24 protein-coding genes are annotated in these 23,664 nt (G+C 63.5%); 14 read left to right on the forward strand and 10 right to left on the reverse strand.

Annotation, left to right across the window (positions count from 1 at the left end):
* The first annotated feature begins 7 nt into the window (after window positions 1-7).
* The 6 genes from LDL28_RS02495 (at window position 8) to LDL28_RS02520 (ending at window position 5,567) form a co-directional block, all read left to right on the forward strand.
* Window positions 8-586, forward strand: coding sequence for a hypothetical protein (locus LDL28_RS02495; protein ID WP_233057062.1), 579 nt, complete (start codon window positions 8-10; stop codon window positions 584-586).
* Window positions 583-744, forward strand: a complete 162-nt coding sequence (locus tag LDL28_RS02500) for a hypothetical protein (RefSeq protein WP_233057063.1) — start codon at window positions 583-585, stop codon at window positions 742-744. Before LDL28_RS02495 ends, LDL28_RS02500 begins: the two co-directional genes overlap by 4 nt.
* Window positions 744-1,544 carry a hypothetical protein gene (locus LDL28_RS02505; RefSeq protein ID WP_233057064.1) on the forward strand — a complete coding sequence of 267 codons (801 nt, stop codon included), beginning with the start codon at window positions 744-746 and terminating at the stop codon, window positions 1,542-1,544. The genes LDL28_RS02500 and LDL28_RS02505 overlap by 1 nt, the downstream gene beginning before the upstream one ends.
* Window positions 1,541-2,191 carry a hypothetical protein gene (locus tag LDL28_RS02510; RefSeq protein WP_233057065.1) on the forward strand — a complete coding sequence of 217 codons (651 nt, stop codon included), beginning with the start codon at window positions 1,541-1,543 and terminating at the stop codon, window positions 2,189-2,191. The genes LDL28_RS02505 and LDL28_RS02510 overlap by 4 nt, the downstream gene beginning before the upstream one ends.
* A gap of 197 nt (window positions 2,192-2,388) precedes the next feature.
* Window positions 2,389-3,672 (forward strand): NAD(P)/FAD-dependent oxidoreductase, encoded by a 1,284-nt coding sequence (locus LDL28_RS02515; protein WP_233057066.1) that lies wholly within the window; start codon window positions 2,389-2,391, stop codon window positions 3,670-3,672.
* A 386-nt stretch (window positions 3,673-4,058) separates the two neighbouring features.
* Window positions 4,059-5,567, forward strand: coding sequence for an alginate export family protein (locus tag LDL28_RS02520; RefSeq protein ID WP_370636357.1), 1,509 nt, complete (start codon window positions 4,059-4,061; stop codon window positions 5,565-5,567).
* On the opposite strand, the gene LDL28_RS02525 is transcribed toward LDL28_RS02520, so the two are convergent.
* The 5 genes from LDL28_RS02525 to LDL28_RS02545 all read right to left on the reverse strand — a co-directional run bounded on the left by LDL28_RS02525 (window position 5,557) and on the right by LDL28_RS02545 (window position 10,460).
* On the reverse strand, window positions 5,557-7,161 hold the full coding sequence (locus tag LDL28_RS02525) for a tetratricopeptide repeat protein (RefSeq protein WP_233057068.1): 1,605 nt from the start codon (window positions 7,159-7,161) through the stop codon (window positions 5,557-5,559). The two genes, LDL28_RS02520 and LDL28_RS02525, sit on opposite strands and share 11 nt — an antisense overlap.
* A 20-nt stretch (window positions 7,162-7,181) precedes the next feature.
* Complete coding sequence (locus LDL28_RS02530) at window positions 7,182-7,418, reverse strand: hypothetical protein (protein WP_233057069.1); 237 nt, start codon at window positions 7,416-7,418, stop codon at window positions 7,182-7,184.
* A gap of 129 nt (window positions 7,419-7,547) precedes the next feature.
* Window positions 7,548-7,922, reverse strand: a complete 375-nt coding sequence (locus tag LDL28_RS02535) for a DUF4112 domain-containing protein (RefSeq protein ID WP_233057070.1) — start codon at window positions 7,920-7,922, stop codon at window positions 7,548-7,550.
* 46 nt (window positions 7,923-7,968) lie between these two features.
* Complete coding sequence (locus tag LDL28_RS02540) at window positions 7,969-8,268, reverse strand: SelT/SelW/SelH family protein (protein WP_233057071.1); 300 nt, start codon at window positions 8,266-8,268, stop codon at window positions 7,969-7,971.
* 89 nt (window positions 8,269-8,357) lie between these two features.
* Window positions 8,358-10,460 (reverse strand): catalase, encoded by a 2,103-nt coding sequence (locus LDL28_RS02545; RefSeq protein WP_233057072.1) that lies wholly within the window; start codon window positions 10,458-10,460, stop codon window positions 8,358-8,360.
* Between the two features lie 169 nt (window positions 10,461-10,629).
* On the opposite strand from LDL28_RS02545, the gene LDL28_RS02550 reads away from it, so the two are divergent.
* From LDL28_RS02550 to LDL28_RS02560, 3 genes are read left to right on the forward strand one after another with little or no spacing between them, the layout of a single operon-like run.
* Window positions 10,630-11,499, forward strand: coding sequence for a creatininase family protein (locus LDL28_RS02550; protein ID WP_233057073.1), 870 nt, complete (start codon window positions 10,630-10,632; stop codon window positions 11,497-11,499).
* A 52-nt stretch (window positions 11,500-11,551) separates the two neighbouring features.
* Window positions 11,552-12,706, forward strand: a complete 1,155-nt coding sequence (locus LDL28_RS02555) for a YncE family protein (RefSeq protein WP_233057074.1) — start codon at window positions 11,552-11,554, stop codon at window positions 12,704-12,706.
* 49 nt (window positions 12,707-12,755) lie between these two features.
* Window positions 12,756-13,364, forward strand: a complete 609-nt coding sequence (locus LDL28_RS02560) for a methylated-DNA--[protein]-cysteine S-methyltransferase (protein WP_233057075.1) — start codon at window positions 12,756-12,758, stop codon at window positions 13,362-13,364.
* Here the strand turns inward: LDL28_RS02560 and LDL28_RS02565 are convergent.
* The 4 genes from LDL28_RS02565 to LDL28_RS02580 all read right to left on the reverse strand — a co-directional run bounded on the left by LDL28_RS02565 (window position 13,356) and on the right by LDL28_RS02580 (window position 15,996).
* Window positions 13,356-13,991 carry an acetate uptake transporter gene (locus tag LDL28_RS02565; RefSeq protein ID WP_233057076.1) on the reverse strand — a complete coding sequence of 212 codons (636 nt, stop codon included), beginning with the start codon at window positions 13,989-13,991 and terminating at the stop codon, window positions 13,356-13,358. The two genes, LDL28_RS02560 and LDL28_RS02565, sit on opposite strands and share 9 nt — an antisense overlap.
* Window positions 13,992-14,227: 236 nt before the next feature.
* Entirely contained in the window at window positions 14,228-14,686 is a 459-nt protein-coding gene (locus LDL28_RS02570) for a cytochrome c (RefSeq protein WP_233057077.1), read from the reverse strand.
* Window positions 14,687-15,014: 328 nt separating this feature from the next.
* The gene (locus tag LDL28_RS02575; protein WP_233057078.1) at window positions 15,015-15,371 is read right to left on the reverse strand and encodes a hypothetical protein; all 357 of its coding nucleotides are present in this window, start codon (window positions 15,369-15,371) and stop codon (window positions 15,015-15,017) included.
* Window positions 15,372-15,477: 106 nt separating this feature from the next.
* Complete coding sequence (locus tag LDL28_RS02580) at window positions 15,478-15,996, reverse strand: hypothetical protein (RefSeq protein ID WP_233057079.1); 519 nt, start codon at window positions 15,994-15,996, stop codon at window positions 15,478-15,480.
* A gap of 169 nt (window positions 15,997-16,165) precedes the next feature.
* Here LDL28_RS02580 and LDL28_RS02585 point away from each other — a divergent pair, with 169 nt between their 5' ends.
* The 5 genes from LDL28_RS02585 to LDL28_RS02605 all read left to right on the forward strand — a co-directional run bounded on the left by LDL28_RS02585 (window position 16,166) and on the right by LDL28_RS02605 (window position 20,983).
* Entirely contained in the window at window positions 16,166-16,708 is a 543-nt protein-coding gene (locus tag LDL28_RS02585) for an iron transporter (protein WP_233057080.1), read from the forward strand.
* Between the two features lie 10 nt (window positions 16,709-16,718).
* On the forward strand, window positions 16,719-17,855 hold the full coding sequence (locus LDL28_RS02590) for an ABC transporter substrate-binding protein (RefSeq protein ID WP_233057081.1): 1,137 nt from the start codon (window positions 16,719-16,721) through the stop codon (window positions 17,853-17,855).
* Complete coding sequence (locus LDL28_RS02595; protein ID WP_233057082.1) at window positions 17,842-18,942, forward strand: iron ABC transporter permease; 1,101 nt, start codon at window positions 17,842-17,844, stop codon at window positions 18,940-18,942. The genes LDL28_RS02590 and LDL28_RS02595 overlap by 14 nt, the downstream gene beginning before the upstream one ends.
* On the forward strand, window positions 18,942-19,730 hold the full coding sequence (locus LDL28_RS02600) for an ABC transporter ATP-binding protein (protein ID WP_233057083.1): 789 nt from the start codon (window positions 18,942-18,944) through the stop codon (window positions 19,728-19,730). The genes LDL28_RS02595 and LDL28_RS02600 overlap by 1 nt, the downstream gene beginning before the upstream one ends.
* A gap of 749 nt (window positions 19,731-20,479) precedes the next feature.
* Window positions 20,480-20,983 (forward strand): MucR family transcriptional regulator, encoded by a 504-nt coding sequence (locus LDL28_RS02605; protein WP_233057084.1) that lies wholly within the window; start codon window positions 20,480-20,482, stop codon window positions 20,981-20,983.
* Window positions 20,984-21,604: 621 nt separating this feature from the next.
* On the opposite strand, the gene LDL28_RS02610 is transcribed toward LDL28_RS02605, so the two are convergent.
* On the reverse strand, window positions 21,605-23,599 hold the full coding sequence (locus tag LDL28_RS02610; RefSeq protein ID WP_233057085.1) for a M1 family metallopeptidase: 1,995 nt from the start codon (window positions 23,597-23,599) through the stop codon (window positions 21,605-21,607).
* Window positions 23,600-23,664: the final 65 nt, after the last annotated feature.

The following is a 23,664-nucleotide window of genomic DNA, read 5'->3' on the forward strand; positions in this document are numbered from 1 at the left end:
AAACTCCATGAACCCGAACCTTTCCCGCCGGTCCCTGCTGCGCGCCGGGGCCGGAACGCTGGCGGCCGGGCTGCTGGCGGCCTGCACGACCACCAAAAATGGCACCACCACCACGCTAACCCTGAACGTGGCCGAAGTGGTGGATTACGGCAGCGCGATCCTGTCATTCGCCAGCACGGCCCTCAACATATCGTTTGTGGCGAGCGCCATGGGCCCCGCAAACCTTGCGCTGGCCAACGCGGCGATTGCATCTCTGAAATCGGCCCTGTCCGCGTTCTCGGCAGCGGCGGGGTCCAGCACGTCCGTGTCCTACGACAGTGCCAGCGTGAAGACGGCGTTCGACAGCATCCTTGCGGATGTGGAGAGCATCGACGCCCTGATTATCTCCACCATCACCGGCACGGCAGCGAACCTGTCCAGCAGTGTGGTGTCGGATGCCAGGACGGCGGCAGGGGCGGCGGAGACGCTGATTTCGCTGCTCAAGGCCATGATCGACATGACCGGACCACGCCTGCGTGGCGTGTCGCCCCTGAGCGGGGATGCGGCCATCGGGCAGATCGCCATCTTCTCAGCTTCGCAGGGATGATCACCCATACGTTTGCCGGTCTGGGCCTGTTCCTGACAGGCGCGGCTTTTTCGCAAGTGCTGGCCTTTGCCATCGCGGCGTGGCGGGAGGATCGGCGCAGGCGTCAGATTGACGACACGCTCGGTCCGCCCTCTCCCGACCCTTCGGACAGGACATAATGACGATACGCAAACTCGGCTGCCGTCCGGCGCAATACCGGGCCGGGCAGCCCCATATGTCAACCATGCGTGGCTTCATGGCCCGGCAGGCCCCGGCAAGGCTGGACCGTAGCGGGATCGACCCCGCGCCCCTTATGCTGGGCAATGACGTGCTGGGGGACTGCACCAGCGCGGGTATCGGCAACCATATCCGCGCCACGGCGGCGCTGGCGGGTTTTCAGGTCGAGATGGATGTGGCCGATGCCGTGCGGTTCTATTCCCGATCAACAGGATACGACCCGGGCAATCCCGCCACGGATAATGGTGGCGTCGAGGTGGATGTGCTGACCACGGCGCTGCGCGAGGGCTATGCGCTGGAAACGCAGACACTGTTCCCGATCTGGGGCAGCGCCGATCCAACCGACCTGAACCGGATCCGCAACATCACCGCAGGCCTGTCCTGCGCCTATCTGGGCGTGCAGTTGGCGCAGGCGGATATGTGGGAGGATCAGGACGGCAACCTGCCGCCGGTATGGGATACGGACAGCCCGGCAGACCATGCCGACCCGACGCCGGGGAGTGCTGGCGGCCATTGCCTGCTGCTGTGGGATTATACCGGCACGACGGATACCGACCTTGTGACGCTGCTGACATGGGGCGCGAAGCAAAAGGCTACGTGGCGCTGGGTGCGCAGCCGGATCATGGAGGTGCACGGTCTGGCATGGCGGCAGCTTCTGCCCGCCGGGGTTCTGGCCCCGACCGGGCAGGACTGGGCGGCGCTGGTGGACGCGAATGACGCCTATCTGGCGGCTGCGGCATGAGCGGCCCCCGAGGTGTTGACCGGGCTGTGTTCGCCTTCGCCTGCCTGTTCGGCATAACCGGGTGCGTGCTGCACCCCGATCCGGTCCTGACCACCATCCCGCAGGCCATGGCGGGGATACAGTCCAGCCTGGCGCAGGCCGGGGTGGTGTCGGTCTCGCACGCAGGCGACTGGACGGCGGAGCAGGAAGCGCGGTTCGTGCAGGCCGTACGCGCGGCACAGTGCAGCCAGCATACACCTGACCCGGTTGTGGGCACGATCGCGGGGGATGTGACGCTCCAGCTTTCGGGCAGTTTCACGCAGGGTGGGCAGTTCAGCGTGGGCGCGATCACCACGGCCCCGACCTTCGGGGTGGAGGGGGATGCCAGCCGCACGCGCGGGCAGACCATCAGCCTGCCGGTGGCCTATGCACCGCTTTCGTCCATGCCGGATGTCGAGATGGGGCGTCAGCTTGGTTATGAAACGGAGCTTCTGGCGCAGAACGATGATGCCCGGCATGCCGAGGTCGCTCGCCTGATTTCCGACCGCGAGGAGTTGCGGGGAAGGGTTCAGGCGATGATTGACCGCTGGGATATGGGTGATTGCACGGTTCACGCACGGGTCGTGCCGTTCGTGGGTGACAGGTACCAGAAGATCCTTCGTCCCTAATATATGGGTGAAGGCATACGCTGCCCCTGTTCAGCACACTTTTGGTCCTATATTAGTAAGCCCGGAGAGGATGCGCCATGCGCGGCTATGCCGATATGCGGACTGTAGCGCTTTCCGGCCGCGCAGATGTTCCGGCGGGGGCAGTTACCTGATTGGCGCAATAGACAGGAAAGTGCCGGAATTGGAGCAATAGTGAGATGGCAGAGAAGTTTCGTATCGTTATTGTTGGCGGCGGGGTAGCGGGGCTTGCGCTTGCCACGCGGCTGGGCAATTCGGTCGGGCGTGCGGGGCAGGCGGAAATTACGCTGGTGGACAAGAGTTTCGCCCATGTCTGGAAGCCCATGCTGCACTGCTTTGCCGCCGGTACGGCTGCGAACGAGAATGACCGCATAAGTTTCATGTCACAGGCCAGCCGGCACCATTTCGACTTCTGGCCCGGTGAAATCACGGCGCTGGACCGTAAGGCGCGGACCATCTCGCTTGCCCCCATCACGGACCCGCAAAGCGGGGAAGCGGTGGTTGATGCCCGCAAGCTGGGTTACGACGCGCTGGTTCTCGCCCTTGGCAGCCGCGCAAATGATTTTGGCACGCCCGGCGTGGCCGAACACTGCCTGTTTATTGACAACCTGGTGGACGCCAACGGTTTTAACGACCGTTTCCGCATGGAACTCCTGCGCGCATTCGCCAACCATCAGGAACTTGATATCGCCATTGTGGGTGGTGGCGCCACAGGCACCCAGCTTGCCGCCGAACTGCACAAGGCGCTCGATATCGCCTCACTTTACAGTTTTGGGGAAAAGCCGCCAAAGCTGTGTATTACCCTGCTCGAAGCCGGCCCGCGCATTCTCCCCGCGTTTCCCGATGCCGTGTCGGCGGCTGCGGCCCGGCAGCTTGAGGCCATCGGGGTTACGGTCCGCACGTCCGCCATGGTCAGCGGAGCGGATGAAAACGGTTTTATCCTCAAGGATGGCAGCCGTGTTCCCGCCACGCTGCGGGTCTGGGCGGCAGGCGTGAAAGCGCCGGACGTGACGCACCGCTTCGACGGGCTCAGGCTCTCGCGTTCCGGCCAGCTTGAGGTCCGCCCGACACTACAGGCCATGGATGATGACCATATCTTCGCCATGGGGGACTGCGCCTTCGTTACCGAAAACCCGGTGCCCCCCACGGCGCAGGCCGCACGCCAGCAGGCGCATCATCTGGCGCGTGGCCTGCCCGTATGGATGAAGGGCGGAACACTTCCGGCCTTCAGATTCCATAACAAGGGGGCGGTAGTCGCACTGGGGGATTACAATGGCTGGGGCACCTTTCCCGGTGGAACGGTGTTTGGCGGTGGCTGGCTACGCGGCATAAGCGCGCGCATGGTGCATCTCATGCTGTACCGCCAGCACCAGTTCGAGCTGTACGGGCCGGTGCGCGGCACGATTTCCTGCCTTGTGGACTGGCTTGACATGTTCGTACGCCCCTCCGTCCGGCTGGACTGAGGGGCAGGCGGCCCCAGCACGCGTAAAAATCCCCATGAAAATTCGTCACGGCGCATTTTAAGGGCTATGCTTGGCGCGCCATTATCCCTCCGGCCGGTTTTGTCCGTGCCGGGACGGAGTGGTGCGTGGTCCTGCCGGAGGGAGTAGGTGGTCCACGGTCATGACCTACAGGGGGCGCGTATATAATTGTGAGCAGGGCGGCAACCCGGAAACCAGCGGATATGCGCGTGCTGGTCCTGCTGCTCGGCGTGCCGTGCGCCATGGTCGCGCCCGGCCCGCATGCGCTCGCCGCCGATGGCGCGCGGACGCCACAGCCCCCCACCACGCCGCCATCCGCCACGACAGGGGAAAGCGTGGTGGTGCATGCCCGGCCGCGCCCTGCCATCATGCTCTATCCCGCCGCCAACCCGATTGGCCAGCCGATCCGCATGGGGGGCGCGGAAAACCGCAAGAACGGCAATCCCTATGACTGGGGCGTATTCAACCGGGGTGATGGCGAGGCCGCGGGCTTTGGTCCGGTAGGCCGCTATGGCGTGGCCCCCTGGGCGGAAGACTGGAGCAGGCTGCGCACGCAGAAAAGGCATGACGATGCATTCGATGTGCTGAAATACGTCCCGCTCAACCATAGCGGGTCGGTATGGATCAGTTTCTCGGGCGAGACGCGGCTACGCAACTGGTTTGAAACACGCCCCCAGTTAGGCACGCAGAAAAACAGTGATTCCGGCCGCTTTACCGTACGCAACCTGTATGGGGCGGACCTGCATATCGGCACGCACCTGCGCTTTTTCGGCCAGTTGGTAAATGGTGACGCAGGCGGCTGGGGCGGTTACGGGTATGGTCCGACCTATCGCAAGCGGCTCGATGCGCAGCAGGCGTTTGTCGAGGCACGGTGGAACATGCTGGGCGCGAAAAGCGGGTTCATGTTCGGTCGCCAGCAGTTTCTCGATGCGCCGGCCTATGTCATCTACAATCGCGACACGCCCGATGTGCCGCTGTCATGGAACGGGTTTCGGGGGTATATGATATGGCCGCGCATCCGTATTGACGGCTGGGACTTCGTGCAGACCAATGACAGTGAAACCGGCATGTTCCATGATACCGAGAACTATGCCACGCGGCTGTACGGATTCAACGCCACATGGGCGCCGCCCGACTTCACCTTCATGGGGGAGAAGGGTTATTCCTTTGTCGATGCATTTTACATCGGTTACAAGCTGGGCAGCACAGCGGGGGTTATCGCAGCCCCTGCCGGCACCGTACAGGGGGCCGATACCCGTAATAATTTTGGCGTGCGCTGGCACGGGCTGGCCGGACCGTTCGAATTCTCGCTGGGCGCGATCTGGCAGGGCGGCGTGTTCCGCAACGCCACGGACAATGCGCCCCGCGCGGTCAACGCCTTCGCCATCAACAGTATACTGGGCTACCGCCTGCGTGACCGGATGCTGAACACCTTTGCCGGTATCCAGACCGATGTGTATTCGGGTGGCGATACGTCACGCCAGGGCGGTGCGGTCGGCACCTATATCGCGCCGTTCAGCCCGCAGACCAATTATCTGGACACCACAACCTACATAAACCCCTCCAACCTCATCAGCTTCGCGCCACTGGTGCGGATCACGCCGTTCCACTCGGTCAGCATCCAGTTCAAATACCCGCTGTTCTGGCGTGATAACGTGAATGATGCGGTTTACCGCTCATCCGGCACCTATGCCTTTGCCGAAAACTTCCGGGGCCGGTTCATCGGCATGGCGCCGCAGGCCTCCGTGGCGTGGCAGATCAACGCGCATCTGTCATGGACGCAATATGTCTCGCGCCTCATGACATCGCGCGCGCTGGATGCGGCGGGGGGCGCAAGCGGCACCTACTACCAGTCCAATTTCGTATTCAGGTTCTGACTGCCCGCGCGGGCAGGCGCGAGGGCGGCAGGTCGCGCCGTTTAAGCATGCTGCACAGGCGGCTGACCACGTCTTCCCACTGACCGGGGTTAAGCTGGCGCACGATGCGCAGGGTCGGGTACCACGGAGTGTCCGTCCGGCCCGAAAGCCAGCGCCAGCAGTTATCGAAGCGGTCCAGCAGGATGACGGGACAGCCCATACCCCCGGCCAGGTGGGCCATGGCGGTATCGACCGACACCACCACATCCAGCCCGGCAACGAGGGCTGCGGTATCATCCATGTCGCGCACGCTTTCCATCGGGTCGTACAGGCGCATGCCCGCGGGCATGTCCATCATCTGGCGCGTGTAGTCCCCCATCTGCAAACTGACCAGGCTGACACCGGCCAGTCCCGCCAGTGGCGCGAGCGCGCGCAGCGGGACCGAGCGCCGACGGTCCATGGCATGGGCCGCCGGTACGTCAGGCCGACTTGCGCCCCCCCAGACCAGTCCCACGCGCAGACCCTCGCCCGCAGGCAGGAAGGGTGCCCATTGCCGTACCAGTTGCGGGTCGGCCCGCAGGTAGGGTACATCCGCCCCCGCATGGCCGGGTGTGCGATGCAGCGCGCGTGGCAGGCTGAGGAACGGGCAGTGCCAGTCATGCGCGGGCAGGGGGCGGCGCTCATCGAACACACGCCGCACACACCCCATGCGCCGGATCAGGCCATGCAGCGTTTCGGGAGCCTGCACGAACACGCGCGCGCCCATGCCCGCCAGTACGGGCAGGAAGCGCAGCATCATCAGCATATCCCCCAGCCCCCCTTCACGCGTGACGAGGATGGTGCGCCCGCGCAGATCCGCATCCGGCTCCAGCACCGGCAGCAGTTGCGACAGCGGCAGGCGCAGGCGACCGGGCAGGCGGTGACGCCATTCATATTCCGCCCATCCCCGCGCCATCTGCCCTGTCTTGAGCAGGGTCAGCGCGTGGTTCATGCGAAGCTGCGCATCCTCGGGGCGCAGGGCAAGGGCGCGGGCATGGGCCTTTAGCGCGGCATCGGGCCGGTTCCATGCCGCGAGCAGATGCGCGAGGTTGGCATGCGTCATGGCGCTGTCGGGATGATGGTCGAGAATATAGCCCAGTAGATCCCGCCCATCCGCGAACGCGCCCTGTTCCATCAGGCACACCGCCATGAGGTTGCCGGTGGTGAGTTGCGCGGGGGACAGCGCCAGCCCATCTGCCAGGACCGCCTGTGCTTCCGCGCTCCGGCCACGTTGCAGCAGGAGTTCGCCCAGCATGTCATGCGTGCGGATGTCCCGCCCCGCGCGCTGGCGCACGGCGCGCAGCACGGCTTCGGCTTCATCCACCCGGTCATGGGCCAGCAGCAGATCCAGCATGTCGCGCGCGGGGTGGCGGGCGGCGGGGTTGGCCTGCGCCTGACGGCACAAAAGACGCGCGGCTTCATGGACGCGGTTGCAGCCCGCATGGGCGTGGGCCAGCAGGATTTCGGCGCGCGGGGTATCTGCGCATGGCTCCAGCATGGCGCGGGCATGGGCGAACTGCCCCCGACGCAGCAGCTCCAGCGCCTGGGCCAGAAGGTGATCGGTAGGGGTCGGCATGGGCTTCCTGCTCCGCGGGTTCACGACAGGGGAAGGAACGGCGGGACGACGTGCCCCCCGACCGATATGCCCACGCCGCCCACGGTCAGCATATAATGGGCGGGACAGTGCGCCATGACGGCCAAGGCATCCAGCATGACGTAAGCAAAGCTCATGGCTACGGGCATGTCGGCGCGTCCGGACTCAGTGGCCGCAGCCCGCTCCCCCTGATGGGACGCAAGCGCCGCGATGGTCTGTTGCAGGGGAAAAGAAGCCATGATGTGCAATCTTTAATGCAACGGGGTCATGCGCGAAAGGGCGCATGTCCTGGCCACGGCATACCGCATCGGGATTGAAAACCCTGCGCCCCGATTGTCCCACCGCCAAACAGCCGCCGCCATTCACCATCAGGGCCTGATCGTGCCGAAATACTGCTCCAGCAGCGCGACATTGCGCAGGTTGGCCTTGAACGCGACATCGAATACATCGCCCAGCACAGGCACCAGATCGGCCACGACCTCGACCATTACATTGGCCAGCATGCGCGCCAGCAGCGCACGGCGCGCGCCCAGACGCCAGCCTTTCCATACAATATACAGGGAGGGCAGCAGCATGACCACCGTCCCACCCGCGGGCAGCAGCCCGATCAGCGCATCAAGCCCCCAGCGGGCCTGCGTGCCGGGAATGCGAAAGGCGGCGTCCAGCACCGTGGCCAGATTGCGCAGCCGGGCGATCTCACGGGCGATATGCGCCGCATCCGCCGAGGGGGGAATGGTTTTCATGGCCGTTACGTGGTGTGCGGGCAGGGCCGTTACAATGCGGCGCGCATCAGGGTTTGCGGTCGATATGGCCCATGTCGCGCTCGGGCGCGATCACGTCGCGCACACGTTGCTTGAGCTCCCTTGGGCCGGGAAAGCCGCCATCACGCTTGCGCTCCCATACCACGTCACCATCAACGCTGATTTCAAAATGACCGCCACTGCCGGGAACAAGGGTGACACTGCCCAGATCCTCGCCAAAGGTGGAGAGAAGTTCCTGCGCCATCCACGCCGCACGCAGCAGCCAGTTGCAGCGCGTGCAGTACAGGATGGACACATGGGGGCGCGGGGGAGCGGGTGTATCGGTCATGCTCGTGTTTCTTGCCGTTCTGTCAGGCCGGGCGGGCCTGCCCGGCTACCATATGTGGGGACGGATGGCAGCCGGTGGCAAGGGTGTTGTCAGATCGCGTGAACCCGTCCCTCGCGCGCCCACAGCCGCAGCGCGCCACAGGTCTGCACGAACCTGTCGGCATCCAGCGTGCCGTGCAGCGCGATCACCCCTTCATCACGCATCTTGGGGTGCAGGCCCGCCGCCGCCAGAATGATCTCGGCGGCATCGTTATGCGCGATGAACTTGGCATGGGCGTAGGCATCGGCAATGAAGTCGCGCATCGTGGCCTCATGGCGCAGGTTGTTTGCGCCCTCTACCGTGGGGAGCAGGGCCACCGCGTCATAAAGCACCGATGGGCCACCGTTGATCCGCTGCTGCGCCACGAGCGCGTTGCCCACGCTGTCCTTCAGCCCGCCCACGGTTGGCGCGATCAGTTCGGATGTGGCGCCGACGGCGGCCACGGCCTCGCGCAGGGCGGTAAGCAGGCGATGGTCCACGCCATCCGTTACCACGATGCCCAGCTTGCGGCCCGCGAAACTGTCCGGTCCGTTCTTCAGGATGCTCAGCGCCGAAGATGGCTCAAGCCCGGCCACCACGGGGCGCGCCGCCTTTGCCGGTTCGGGCAGGGGAGACAGGCCAAGCCCCCTGGCCACCCCTGTGGCCAGCCCTTCATCCACATGGCGCAGGTGACTGACCATGCGCGCGCGAATGGCCGGGGTCTCGACCTTGCTCAGTTCGAAAATGAAGGCGTCGCGGATATGGGTCTGCTCCACCGCCGTCTGGCTGATCCAGAACAGGCGCGCCTGGCTGTAATGGTCGGCAAAGGCGTCGGAACGCTGGCGCTGCTTGGGGCCGGATATATCCTGCGCGAAGGACTGGAACCCGTCCTTGCTTTCACGCGGGCCGCCGGTGGGCTGGGGCCATGAATTGGGTTCGTAATTGGCGCGCCCCTTGGGGTTGTGCATGGCCATGTGCCCATCCTGCTGGAAATTGTGGAACGGGCATTTGGGCGCGTTTATGGGAATATGCGTGAAATTGGGGCCGCCGAGGCGCTTGGTCTGCGTATCCAGATAGGAGAAATTGCGCCCCTGAAGCAACGGGTCGTTGGTGAAATCGACGCCGGGCACGATATTCTGGGTGCAGAAGGCCACCTGTTCCGTCTCGGCAAAGAAATTGTCCACCATCCGGTTCAGCACCAGCCGGCCCACACGGCGGATGGGCACCAGTTCCTCCGGTATCAGCTTGGTGGGGTCGAGGATGTCGAAGGGGAAGCTGTCCGCGAACGCATCATCGAACAGTTGCACGCCCAGATCCCATTCGGGAAAATGGCCGCTGGTAATGGCCTGCCACAGGTCACGGCGGTGGAAGTCGGGATCGGCCCCGTTGATCTTCAGCGCCTCGTTCCACACGATGGATTGCAGGCCCAGCTTCGGCTTCCAGTGGAATTTTACATAGGTGGACCGGCCCTGCGCATCGATCAGGCGGAAGGTGTGGACGCCAAACCCCTCCATGAAGCGGAAGGAGCGTGGAATGGCCCGGTCAGACATGGCCCAGCAGACCATGTGCGTCGCCTCGGGCGAGAGGGAGACGAAATCCCAGAAATTGTCATGCGCCGTCTGCGCCTGCGGAAAATCACGGTCCGGGGCCTGCTTGGCCGCGTGGACAAAATCGGGAAACTTGATCGCGTCCTGAATGAAGAAGACGGGGATGTTGTTGCCCACGATATCCCAGTTGCCCTGCTTCGTATAAAGCTTGACGGCAAAGCCGCGCACATCACGCACCGTATCGGCCGAGCCCTTGTTGCCCGCCACGGTGGAAAAACGCACGAAGGCCGGGGTGCGCTCCCCCACGCGCTGGAAAATATCGGCGTGGCTGACATCGCTCAGGCTGTCCGTCAGTTCAAAATAGCCATGCGCGCCATAGCCCCGGGCATGGACCACGCGCTCGGGTATGCGTTCATGGTCGAAGTGAAAAATCTTTTCACGGAAGTGGAAATCCTCCATCAGCGCGGGACCGTTCGCGCCCGCGCGCAGGGTGTTCTGGTCATCCATCACCGGCACGCCCTGCTGCGTGGTCAGGACCGGAATGTCGCCGCCTGCGCTCTGATGGGTTTCGCCGCCATTCCCGGCATGGGTGGGGGGCAATGCGGAGGGATGCGGGGTCTGGGTCATGGGCTGTTCGCGTGTCCGTTCTGTAAAGCCTGGGGGGAAGGAAATGCGCCCCTTCAACGGGCCGGAACGGGGGTGGTTTCATTCATTCGCCGCATGCCGGTTGCCAATCGCGCAGGGGCAGGGCACAGCATGCGCCATGGATCATCCGGCATAAGGACCACCGCCGCCCATGCGTAAATGCCCCGCCTTCCTGGCCGCAGCCCCGCTTGCGCTGGCGCTGTCCGTGCCCGCCGCCATGCCGGCCGCCGTGGCCGCCCCCCTGCTGTCCGCACTCACACCCGCGCGGCCGGGGCCGGATACTGTTGATTTCGCGGATCTGACATGGACCGAAATCCGCGACGCCATTCACGCGGGCACGACTTCCGTCATCATTCCCGTGGGCGGCACGGAACAGAGCGGTCCCTTCATCGCGGTGGGCAAGCATGACGTGCGCGCCATGGCGCTGGCGCGCCGCATCGCCCGCCAGGCGGGCCACACGCTGGTCGCCCCCGTGGTGGCCTATGTGCCCGAAGGCGGCACGGCGCCCCGCACGTCGCACATGCGCTTTGCGGGCACGATCAGCCTCTCGCCCTCCACCTTCCGCGCCCTTCTGGTCGATGCCGCGGAAAGCCTGCGCGTGCAGGGCTTCAGCCGCGTGGTGCTGATCGGGGACCATGGCGGCTACCAGCGCGACCTGCGCGCCGTGGCCGATACGCTCAACTGGCGCTGGCACGGGCGCGGCGGGCATGTGCTGTACATTCCCGCCTATTACGATGTGATCGCCACCACCTTCGCCACATGGCTGCGCCAGCACGGCCACGCAGCCGGGGTGGGGCAGCATGCCGACCTGTCCGATACATCGCTCATGCTGGCGGTGGATCCGGCGCTTGTCCGCACGCAGGCGTTGCGCCTGGCCCCGCTGCCCACCCCGGCGCAGGGCGTGTATGGCGGCGACCCGCGGCAGGCCGAAGCGGCATTGGGCGAAGTGGGCGCGGACATGCAGGTCAACGCCGCAGTTGCGGCCATGCAACACGACCCAACAGGACAGAATCCAGACTGATTGCACCGCCCGTACAGCGTGCTATAGGGGCCGCGAGGAACAGGATCACATTATGACACAAAAGAAAAAACTGCCGGTTCTGGGACTGGGCGCACTGCTGCTGTCAGGCGGGAGCGCCCTTGCGCAGGGCGTGGACACCATCCCTGGAATGCCGCCCGTCGTGGACCCGCACAACATCTATACCGAGACGGTTGCAGGCCACCTGAATCCGGAGGTGGCGAAGGATCCCGCACGCATCTACGTGCCCAATCTGCGCTCGAATAACGTATATGTGATTGACCCGCAGACCTATAAGGTCGTCTCGCGCTTCAAGGTGGGGGAAAGCCCGCAGCATGTCGTACCGTCATGGGATCTGCGCACGCTATGGGTCACCAACAATGCCGAGGGGACGACGCAGGGCAGCCTGACCCCCATCGACCCACGTACGACCCAGCCGCTGCCCGAGATAGCGGTGGACGACCCGTACAACATGTATTTCACCCCCGATGGCAAATCGGCCATCACCGTGGCCGAAGCGCGGGAACGGCTGGATTTCCGTGATCCGCACACCATGGCGCTTCAGGGCTCGGTTTCGGTGCCGCAATGCCGTGGCGTGAACCATGCCGATTTCTCCATCGACGGGCGCTATGCCATCTTCACCTGCGAATTCGGCGGTTATCTGGCCAAGGTCGATACCGTCAACCGCAAGGTGCTGGGCTATCTCAAGCTATCGGGCGGCGGCATGCCGCAAGATGTGCTGACCGCACCGGATGGGCACAAATTCTACGTGGCCGACATGCATGCCGATGGCGTGTTCATCATTGATGGCGACACGTTCCGCGAGACGGGATTTATCCATACCGGCAGCGGCGCGCACGGCCTGTACCCCAGCCGTGACGGCACGAAGCTGTATGTGGCCAACCGTGGTTCGCACAAGATCCATGGCACCCCCCACAGCAAGGCGGGCGGGGTGAGCGTGATCGATTTCGCGACGGACAAGGTGGTGAACCAGTGGCTCATTCCCGGCGGCGGCAGCCCCGATATGGGCAATGTCAGCGATGACGGAAAAACCCTGTGGCTTTCCGGCCGTTTTGATGATGTGGTCTATGCCATCGACACGACAACCGGCGCCACCCGCAAGATTGCCGTTGGGCAGGAACCGCATGGCCTGACCGTATGGCCCCAGCCGGGGCGCTATTCCATCGGGCATACCGGCATCCTGCGGTAAGCGGCGGACAACTCGCGGGCGGGCATGGCGCATGGAGGGGAGCCTGGGCATGACACCATCGCCACACCGCCCGGACAGCCCGGATCCCGCCACGATCCGCTTTGCCATCGGCGCATCCAGCCTGGGCTGCGTGTTGGTGGCCCTGGGCGATGACGGACCCGTCGCCATCACCCTTGGCGATGATCCCGCCACATTACGGCATGCGTTGCAGGCGCGCTTTCCCACGGCGCGCCCCGCGCAGGATGAGCATGACATGGCGGCCTGCCTGGCCATGGTCACGGCCTGCATCGACCGCCCATGGGCATTGCTGGATGATGCGATGGCCGTGCCCCCCGACAGGCCGGAATCAGGGTTCCTGAACCACTTCCCTGCGGGCACGGCGTTCCAGCGCCAGGTATGGCGGGCCCTGCGCGCCATTCCCTGCGGCACCACCATAACCTATGCCGAACTGGCCGCGCGGGTGGGCAGGCCCGGCGCGGCCCGTGCCGTGGCCGGTGCCTGTGCCGCCAACATGCTGGCGGTCATCATACCGTGCCACAGGGTTATCCGGGGGGATGGTAGCCTGTCGGGTTATCGGTGGGGGGCGGCGCGCAAGCGGCTGTTGCTGGAGCGTGAACGCGCATGGGCGGCCAGCCGCACCAGTGCGGCATCAGGATAGCTGGACCAGCAGGTCATCATGGTGGCGCGACGACGCGGGGCCAGAAGGCAGGCCGATGGGCAGGATCGGGCGGTCGAACTGGGCCTCCAGAATCTCGGCGGCGGCCAGATAGATCGCACTGAAGCCGCACAGCAGCCCTTCATACCCCGCCACTAGTGTCAGGACCGGGCGTGCGAACACCTCGGCGCTGCCCAGCAGGAAAAACAGCACCAGCAGGCTGAAGAACACGACCTGATGCATGCGTGAAGCCGCCAGCGACCCCACCGCCATGATGGCCGTGAACAGCCCCCATACCCACATGTAACTGCCCAGCAGGGCAGGGGCGGATGCAGGCGCCAGCCCCCATTGCGGCAGGCACAGCAACACCACCAGCGACAGCCAGAACGCCCCATACCCCATGAAGGCGGTCATGCCGAACGTATTGTTCCTGCCGTATTCCAAAAGCCCCGCGAAAAACTGCGTCACCCCGCCAAAGACCAGCCCCATGGCCATGATGGCCGCCCCCATGGGCACGATCTGGGCATTGTGCAGGTTAAGCAGCACCGTGGTCATGCCAAACCCCATAAGGCCAAGCGGGGCGGGATTGGCGTTATCCTGATCATGGGCCATGCGTGAATTCCGTTCCATAATGGTAATTATGACAAAACATGTCAGCTTCGCGGGGCGGAACATATTAAAATATGGATTACTCTTGCGGTGCGCTCTGTACTTGGCGGTTACCTGAACCTGCCGAATCCAATACACGCCGGACAGGCACGGATGAACACAGACCGTAAAACGCAGCCCTGCCCACGCGGATGACCCGGCGCGCGTTTATGTGAACGCGCACGGACGGGAGCCAGCACCCGGAACACGTTTTTTTTTCAGGGAAGGGGAGATGATGCCTCAAGCGCCCTGCGCCTGTCGGTTACGGCGGGCGGTGAGAGTTTTTCCATGCGCCCCGCCGCAATGTCATCCGCGGAATAGAACGGTGTCCGCACACCATCGGGCAGGCTGGCAACATGGTTCAGGATAGCCGCGATCTGTCCATCAGGCAGCATGCGGAAGGACGGCATGAACCCTGCATAGGTCTCGCCTGCCTCCGTCATCCGGCCCATCATGCCATTGAGCGCCACGGCCACCACATACTGCCTGCCTTCCGGCGTGGTGGAAATGCGCCCGATCCGCCCGGAAAGTGGTGGAACCCGCCCGGGCCGTCCCTGCGCCCGGTCCTGATGGCACACGCCGCAATTGGACTGGTACAGCATCGCCCCCTCATCCGCCACGGCTGGCGCCACGGGAAAGGACAGGCAGAACATGACGGCGGGCAATGTTTTCTTCACGTATGTTTCCTGTCCGGCTCCATTGCCCCCAAGCCGGGAACCAGGCGGAACCACAGGTGCGATAATATGACCGCGTTCGTAACATAACATAAAAAAACCAGCCTGAAACGTAACCGCCGCCTATTCCATCACAAGTATAAAAAAAAGGCGCCCCGCCAGAGCGGAGCGCCGAGTTAAGGGATTGGGAGACGGTGTGGTGTCACGAGATCCACAGCCCCTTAACCACACTGGCGGATAATAGTTCTGTTAAAACCGAAGTAATGACAAAAAATAAATGTTCGATGTAGCCGTGACCCCGGCGGCCCACGCCACCCGCCGGGACGCGGCCTTACATCTTCTGCTCACCATCGGGCTGCGGGGCAGGCGGGGCGTCGGGCGTCATCTTGCCCGGCGTGGTGGAATGCTCCACATCATACGCCGTCGCCTTTTCCTGATAGGTTCCCTTCGCGCCGGGATGTTCCTTGTCATATTCGGCCGCCTTGGCCCGGGCTTCCTTGCGGTATTCATGGCGCTTGTACATACCCGTCACGCAACCGGCCGCCGCGCCCATCACGCCATGGTGGCCCGCCACATGACCACCAACCGCGCCCACCGCGCCATATTTCAGGCAGCCACCGGGTTCGGCATGGGCCGCCGTCGCACCCGCCAGGGCGGCAACAGCAGCCAGAGTGGCTATTTTATGCATGGATGCATCCTTTTCGCGTGTGTCAGTCTCACCGCTTCAGGCATATCCCATGCGACACATCCTGTCACCTTCCGCGCCGGGCGGAAAAACCGCCCGCATCAACGAATCAGCGCAGGAAAACCTTGGGCACGCCCTCGCTGTTAAGGCACGACATTACCATCACCCCCGTCCATAGTGAAAGAGAAAGCCATGCCCCCAGGCGCGCGCGCCAGGTCACGGCCGCATGCGCGCGCATGATCGGCATATAGACCCGGCGGTGGCACCATTTGGCGTTGATCAGGGCCAGCGTGATGAGCAGCAGCTTGGGCGAAAGGTAAGCCCGGCTGCCAACCCGCACCGGGTCGTAAAAAAACAGGATGACACCCGAGACCATGGCGATGACGAAGGTGATGTGCAGGGGGCGCACCATCAACTGTGCCGCGGGCGCCAGGCGCGGCGTCATGCGCGGGTTGAGGATGCCGATGTCAAGCAGCATGACCATCCCGAAAAACATCGCCATGCTCAGGAAATGCGCGATACGGATCAGGTAGTGTTCCGGCTGGAGCCAGAAATGCAGCATCCGGCTGTCGAGCGCGGTGAGAAGCCAGTACGGCAACCTCATGAAGGCGAAGGGGTGGGTGATCATGACAGGCGGTCTCCGTTTGTGTCGGAAATGGGGCATACCACCAGTTGACAGTGATAACAATTATCATTACCAAAATTAGGGAACCAGCCGGAAGGGAAGCCGTGACCCGCTTACGGTATTATATAAAATAACAATAAAAATCAGTTACTTCGCTTGTCCTACAGCATTTATGGAAACAGTCATCATGAATACGAAACAGACAATTCTGGCTTTTCTTGTCGCATCGCTGCCCATTGGCGTCACGGCGGCGCATGCGCGTGAATACCCGATCGGCGGACCCGTCCATGCCCATGACATGGAAATCGCATCCAGCTACCTGACCGGCATCATGGTCGAGCCCATGCCCGCGGGCATGACCGACAACACGAAGCCCGACACCATCCACCTTGAAACCGACGTGCATGCCACGGCGGACAACGTATGGGGCTACCCCGAGGGCGCATGGGTGCCGTACCTGAACATCGGCTACGTGCTGACCAAGGACCACACGACGTGGAAGGCCGAAGGCAGCATGCATTTCATGACCGCCAAGGACGGCCCGCATTACGCCGATAACGTGCAGATGAACGGCCCCGGCCGCTATACGGTGGTGCTGACCTATTCCTCGCCCGAGCAGAACGGTTTCCTGCACCATGTGGACAAGGAAACCGGCACGCCGGGCTTCTGGCAGCCGTTCAGCGAGACATTCAACTTCGCCTACCCCCAGAAATAAGGGGCGCATCATGGCACGGATACTGGACAGGATGCGCACGCTGGCGTGCCGCGCGGGCGTGATCACGACACTTCTGGCCGCCGCCACGGGCGCGCGGGCCGAAAGCGTGACCGACCTTGCGGGCAGGCAGGTTGACATCCCGGCCAGTGTCCATCGCATCATACTGGGCGAGGGGCGGCTGATCTACGCGCTCGCCCCGCTGGAAAGACAGCACCTGTTCGACCGGATCGTCGGCTGGCAGGGCGAATTCCGCGGGGCGGATACCCAGAGCTACGACCAGTATGTCGCGGCCTTTCCACAGGCCGCCGACATTGCCGTGATCGGCAAGACCACGGCGGATACGGTCAGCCCCGAACGCGTGCTCGACCTGCATCCCGACCTTGCCATCCTGACGGTATCGGGCCATGGGCCGGGCAAGTCCAGCGAACTGGTGGCCCAGCTTGAAAGCGCGCATATCCCGGTCATCTTCGTTGATTTCCGCGCCGACCCGCTGCGCGACACCATCACATCCATGCAGGTTCTCGGTCGCGTGCTGCACCGTGAGCACGAAGCCGCCGATTACGTGACCTTCTACCAGTCGCATCTCAAACGCATTACCGACCGCATCGCCACCGTGCCGCAGGCGCAGCGCCCCAGGGTCTTTATCGAGATGCTGGCCGCCATGCGCGAAAGCTGCTGCCACACGGCGGGCCGGGGCAACATGGGCGCCTTCATAGACGCCGCCGGTGGCCAGAACATCGCGGCCCCGCTGCTGCCGGGCTATATTGGCGACATCGACCTTGAAAAGGTCATCTCCTCCGACCCTGACATCTACATAGCCGATGGCACCAAGGGCCCGAAGGCCAGCGGGCCGGGGCTGCGCATGGGGGCCGAGGTCACGCCCGCCCTCGCACGCTCGTCGCTGCTGGGGGTGATGGAACGGCCCGGCATTTCCAGCCTGCGCGCGGTAAGCGATGGCCATGCCTATGGTATCTGGCATTCCTTCTACGATTCGCCATACAACATCCTCGCGGTCGAGGTCATGGCGAAATGGTTCCACCCCGCGCTGTTCGCCGATGTGGACCCCGATGCGACGCAGCAGGAGCTTTACACCCGGTTCCTCCCCGTAGCTCAGGAAGGGACGTTCTGGATCAATGCGCGTCCCTGATGACTCGCCCTGCGCCGTAACCACGACCGGAACCGCGCTGTCTGAGTACGCCCGGCAGGTGCGCGCGGGCTACCGGGCGCTGCTGCGGCGGCGACTGGGCATTCTGGCGGTCATGGCCGGGCTGATCGCGGGATCGGTCGTGCTTGATTTCTGTCTCGGGCCATCGGGCCTTTCACCGGCGGCGCTGGTGCGGACCCTGCTGCATCCGCATGGCGTGCCGGCGGGGCAGGGGGTCATTGTCTGGCAGATCAGGCTGCCCTACGCGCTCATGGCGGTCTGCGTGGGGGCGGCGCTGGGGCTGGCGGGGGCGGAAATGCAGACCGTGCTGGCCAATCCGCTGGCCAGTCCCTTTACGCTCGGGGTCTCGGCGGCGGCGGCGTTCGGCGCGTCGCTCGCCATCATCCTGCAATGGCGGCTGCCCGGCGTGCCCGATGCCTGGGTCGTCTCGGCCGATGCGTTCGTCTTCGCCATCGGCTCGGTGCTGCTGCTGGACATGGTCTCACGCAGGCGGGGGGCGGGAACCGGCACCGTGGTGCTGTTTGGCATCGCGCTGGTCTTTGCATTCCATGCGCTGGTCTCCCTGCTGCAATTCGTGGCGAACGAGGACGCGCTGCAGGATCTCGTGTTCTGGACCATGGGCAGCCTGACGCGGGCGACGTGGCCCAAGCTGGGCCTGCTGGCCACGGCGTGCGTGCTGATCGCGCCGCTTTCGTTCCATGCATCATGGAAGCTGACCGTCCTGCGCATGGGCGAGGAACGGGCGGCCAGCCTTGGCGTGGACGTACCCCGCGTGCGGCGGGGCGCGCTGCTGCGGGTTAGCGTCCTTTCGGCGCTGGCCGTCTCCTTCGTGGGCACGATCGGCTTTGTCGGGCTGGTGGCCCCGCATATCGCCCGGCGGCTGCTGGGGGAGGACCACCGCTTCTACCTGCCGGGCAGCATGCTGGTGGGCGCGCTGGTCATGTCGCTTTCCTCGGTGGCGGCGCGCAATCTCCTGCCGGGCGTCGTGATTCCCACGGGAATCGTGACGGCGCTGGTGGGCATTCCCTTCTTTCTGGCCATTGTGCTGCGCAGGCGGGGACTGTCGTGATGGACGGGCTGCGCGCTGAACATATAAATGTGCGCTACGGCAGCCGCACCGTGCTGGATGACCTGAGCGTGGGGCCATTCCCGCGCGGGCGGGTGTCGGCCCTGCTGGGGCCGAATGGCAGCGGCAAGTCCACCCTGCTGCGCGCCATCGCGGGGCTGGGCACGGACGCCGCCACCGGCACGGTCATGCTGGGTGGGGATGACCTGTCGCGCCTGCCCCACGCGCGGCGCACGCGCCGATGCCTCTATCTGCCACAGGCGCTGCCCGCCACGGTCCACCTGCAGGTGCTGGAATCCCTTCTGGCGGCACAGCACGCCACCACTACCGCGCCACCCGTGCGGGGCGGGGACGACGCGGTGGATGCGGCGCTGCATATGCTGGACATATTCGGCATGGCCGGGCTGGCCATGCAGTATATGGATGAACTTTCCGGCGGGCAGCGCCAGCTTGTCGGGCTGGCGCAGGCTCTGGGCCGCAACCCGGATGCGCTGCTGCTCGATGAGCCGCTCAGCGCGCTGGACCTGCACCACCAGTTCGCGGTGATGGACATCCTGCGCCGTGAAACCGCGCGGCGGAACATCGTGACCGTCATGGTGCTGCACGACCTGAACATTGCCATACGCATGACGGATTATGACGTGATCCTGCGCGATGGCCGGATCATCGCGGCAGGGCCACCGGACGCGGTCATTACCCCCGCCACATTGCGTGCGACCTATGACATTACGGCCCGGGTGGAAACATGCAGCCGGGGCCTGCCGCATATCATGGTGGACGGCCTGGGCTGATCGCGGCCTGCCGATAAAGTAAAGAAAAGCTAAAGCCGAACTATATTATCGAACGGTGGCGCGAGGCGCGCCCCGCGCGCGGCGCGGGTGTGTGGGGCGTATTATTTGGGTCGCGCGCACCTGTTACGCGCCCCGGCATGCGCGTTACTGAACTGACGGGCATTGCGCCAGTCATGCCTCACATTATTTTTATGCGGTAGGGGTCATGTAACCACCTCATTCATTGCAGGGGAACGAAAACCCGGTCCGCCCGTTATTTCGCGCACGCAACCGGAGGGTGTCATTTCGGATACGATTCCGAAATGACAAATAAACCAGAAGTTCTATATTTATGAAGCCCCTGCGCCCGCCCACGGGCACGACACGCGCATGCGGGACTGATTTCATGTTTCCGCGAATGGAGTATTTATTTTATGCGCCATACTGATAGAATAATGACAATCCCTTAACAATATCGCGTAAAATCCGGAAACAGCTTCCGACCCATCAGACATTTATAAACAAATAATTGCATATACGTGAAACATACGATATTAGCGGGTGAAGATTGGCATACAGTCATGCCTGCCGGAATGTCACGATAAGCAGGACGCCCCTTTATCGGCGCAGGAAAGATGCAGCCCGGCAACTGAAAATGGCATGAAATACCGATCGGGTTGATTTATTGTGGTTGCATAATAGGCTGATGATTATTACTGATAGGGCAAGATATGTCTCCTGATGACAATCTACCAAGGAAAGAAGCGAAATTGGATAATAAAGACATTCCGCATACCGAACTGGTATCGATGACGACAGAAATCGTGGCCGCGCACACGAACCACAATACGGTTGCGGTCGATCAGATTCCGGCCCTGATCGAGACTGTCTATACTGCCCTCAAGACACTCGGTGCTGAAAAGGCGGTCGAGCCCACGCCGCTCCAGCCCGCCGTGCCGATCAAGAAGTCAGTATTCCCCGACTATGTTATTTGCCTGGAAGATGGCAAGAAACTGAAGATGCTCAAGCGCCATCTCCAGACCGCGTACGGCATGACACCGGAGCAGTATCGTGAAAAGTGGGGCCTGCCCCCCAACTACCCGATGACCGCGCCCAACTACGCCGCCCATCGGTCCTCCCTTGCGCAGAAGATCGGCCTGGGCCGCAAGGTGGTTGCCGAGCCCGCGCCCGAAGCCCCCGCCGAACCCACGGAAAAGGCTGTCCGCAAGAGCCGCCCGCGCCGCAAGAAGGCCACCCCGGACACCGCGGCGTAATAATCCGCCACATGCATGCGCAATACCCAGTCCGGCAACGGGCTGGGTATTTGTGTTTCGGGACTCCCTTTACACCGCAGGATCCCCTTGCGTGCATGGCAGGTATTTGCGTTACATGACGATCGGCGCGCTTTCCCCATCCCGCACCCGACATTGCTCATGTCATTTCGAGCCTGGGCAGCCGTTGTGTGGCCGGGATTATAATAACATCAGTTTCCCGTCATATAGCCCGTCCTGACGCCCGCATGCTGTTGGCCGGAAACTGCCCCTCAGGCGCATCATGCCATCCGTCTGCTTCATTACTTGCGCATAGCTTTCGTGGCCGAACCGGCGTCATCACTTTGCACTGGCGGGGCAGAAGGCTTTCTGAAAAAAGCTTTACCAAAAACTTCCTGATATTTTGCGGAATGTCTCAAAGGCAGGCCTTGAATGAGGGTATGAGCCCGGTTACCTGACCTGCCCGAAAGTCGCGGTCTTTCAGGCATGACATGGCACGTATGTTCCATAGTATTGTGCTGTCCCCATCCGCCGGGTCATGCCATGGGGCGTATCCCCTGCAAACGGGCCGCGTGATGCGGCGATACGGGGGGAACTATTACTGGAAGAATATAGTTACAACCTTTACTTCATGGTGTTGCCATTATCTGATCGGTCTGTTTCCGGAATGGCATGGTCGGGGTCCAGAACTGCCGTGCTGACGGTGCGCCCATCGTGGAAAATGACAGTAACATGGTCCGTCAGGTGCCAGCTTTCGGGACAAATAACCTGATCGGCATGGCTGCCGTCAGTATAATTCAACCGCAATGTGACCGGCAGCATGAGCCTGCCCTTGCTCCGCACATCAACACGCGTGCCCTGCCGGGGGTCGTTATTGACATAGGACAGGCCCGACAGAGCGTAATCGGGCCACCAGTTCATGAAATACCAGCCGCGCCAGAACCAGCCCAGATCCTCGCCCGCCTCGCTTTCCATCAACCGGAAGAAGTCCGATGGCGTGGGGTGCCGATAGGCCCATGCCCGTATGTAGCGCCTGAAGGCGGCGTCAAAACGCTCCGGCCCCAGTATCTGCTCACGCAGCAGCACCAGTCCGTAAGCACTTTTGAAATACGTGACGGAGTGGCGGTAGGGCTCCGCCACCAGATCCGACAGCGTCATGAGCGGCGGGGCCTGCGGGTCGGTCAGTACGGGCACGATGTCCTCGGCGGGCCTGCCGGTGCGCGGGGCGAATTCGGGATCCTGCTTGGGTGCGAATTCGCCATCATGGAAATGCTGCGACGCCAGCACGTCGATAAAGGTGTCGAACCCTTCATCCATAAAGGCATGACGCCGTTCGTCCGTACCAACAATCATGGGGAACCATCCATGCCCCAGCTCATGCGTGGTGATCCAGAACAGCTTCGCATCCCGGTCCTGCCAGCCGTCAAATACAATGCCCGGATATTCCATGCCCGCGCCATGGCCCCCCACATTGATGGCGTTGGGCCATGGATAGGGAAACCACTGGCGGGAGAAATATTCGATCGCATGGCGGACATATTCGCTCGAACGCTCCCATCCCCCCGGTCCGCTTCCCTCACGCGGGTAGACGGACATGGCCAGCCGCGCCGCCGGCCGCATGCCCGGCGCGGGGCGCACGGGCGGCAGGTCGATCCGCGCCGCATCCCACATGAAGGCGGGTGAGGCGGCAAAGGAGACGTCGCGCGTATTCTCCATATGGAAGTGCCAGCTTTTTTCGCCGCTGCGGGCGGGGTGGCTGGCGGGATCGCTTACGTCCCCGGCGGTGCGGATCATGACGGTGGCGTGGCTGCGTGCCGCGCGGGCCAGCCGGGCGCGTTCGGTCGGGGTCAGGACCTCGGCTGGATTGAGCAGTGCGCCGGATCCCACCACCGTAAAGTTCCACGGCACCGTGACCGTGTAATCAAAATCCCCATACTCCAGATAGAACTCCTGCCCCAGATAGGGCAGGGTGTTCCACCCCCGCCGCGCGTCGTACACGCTCATGCGCGGATACCACTGTGCGACTTCGTAAATATCCCCCTCCCGCGTGGGGGTGACGGTCGTGCGGCCGCCCCACGGGCCGGGAATGGTATGGTGCCAGCGGATACGCAGCCGTATTTTCCGCCCATGGCGCAGCCACGCCCCATCGGGCAGGGCGAGCTGCATGCGGGTATCGGAAATGCGGGGCGACAGCGCGGTTTCATGGCCGTTGTGAACCAGGGCGACGGAGTCAATCACCGCGCCCTGTGTCACATCGGCATGCTGCGCCGTGCCGACCATGCGGGCACGGGCATCCGCGCGGTAAATGTTCTGGTCAAGCTGTAGCCACAGCACATCCAGCGTATCGGGGCTGTTATTGGTGTAGGTCAGGATTTCCTCGCCGCCCAGCACATGGGTGGCGGTGTCGATCCGGGCATGAATGGTGTAATCCGCGCGGTTCTGCCAGTAATCCGGACCGGGCAGGCCAGCACCCGTGGCGTAACGGCCCACGGCGTCGGGCAGGGTCAGCGTGTCGAAGACCGCACGCATGTCCACACGCCCCGCCGGGTCGGGCGCGGCGTGTGCACTCGCGCAGCCAGCAAGGCAGAAGAGGGCGACGGCAAGTTTTCGAAGGGGCATCCAGCGCGCTTCCTGCCTGTTACATATCCGTTGGCCGAACTGTAGCAAGGCGGCGGAGGGCGCGC

The sequence above is a fragment of the Komagataeibacter sp. FNDCR2 genome (assembly GCF_021295395.1).
In the GTDB taxonomy this organism is placed as follows: domain Bacteria; phylum Pseudomonadota; class Alphaproteobacteria; order Acetobacterales; family Acetobacteraceae; genus Komagataeibacter.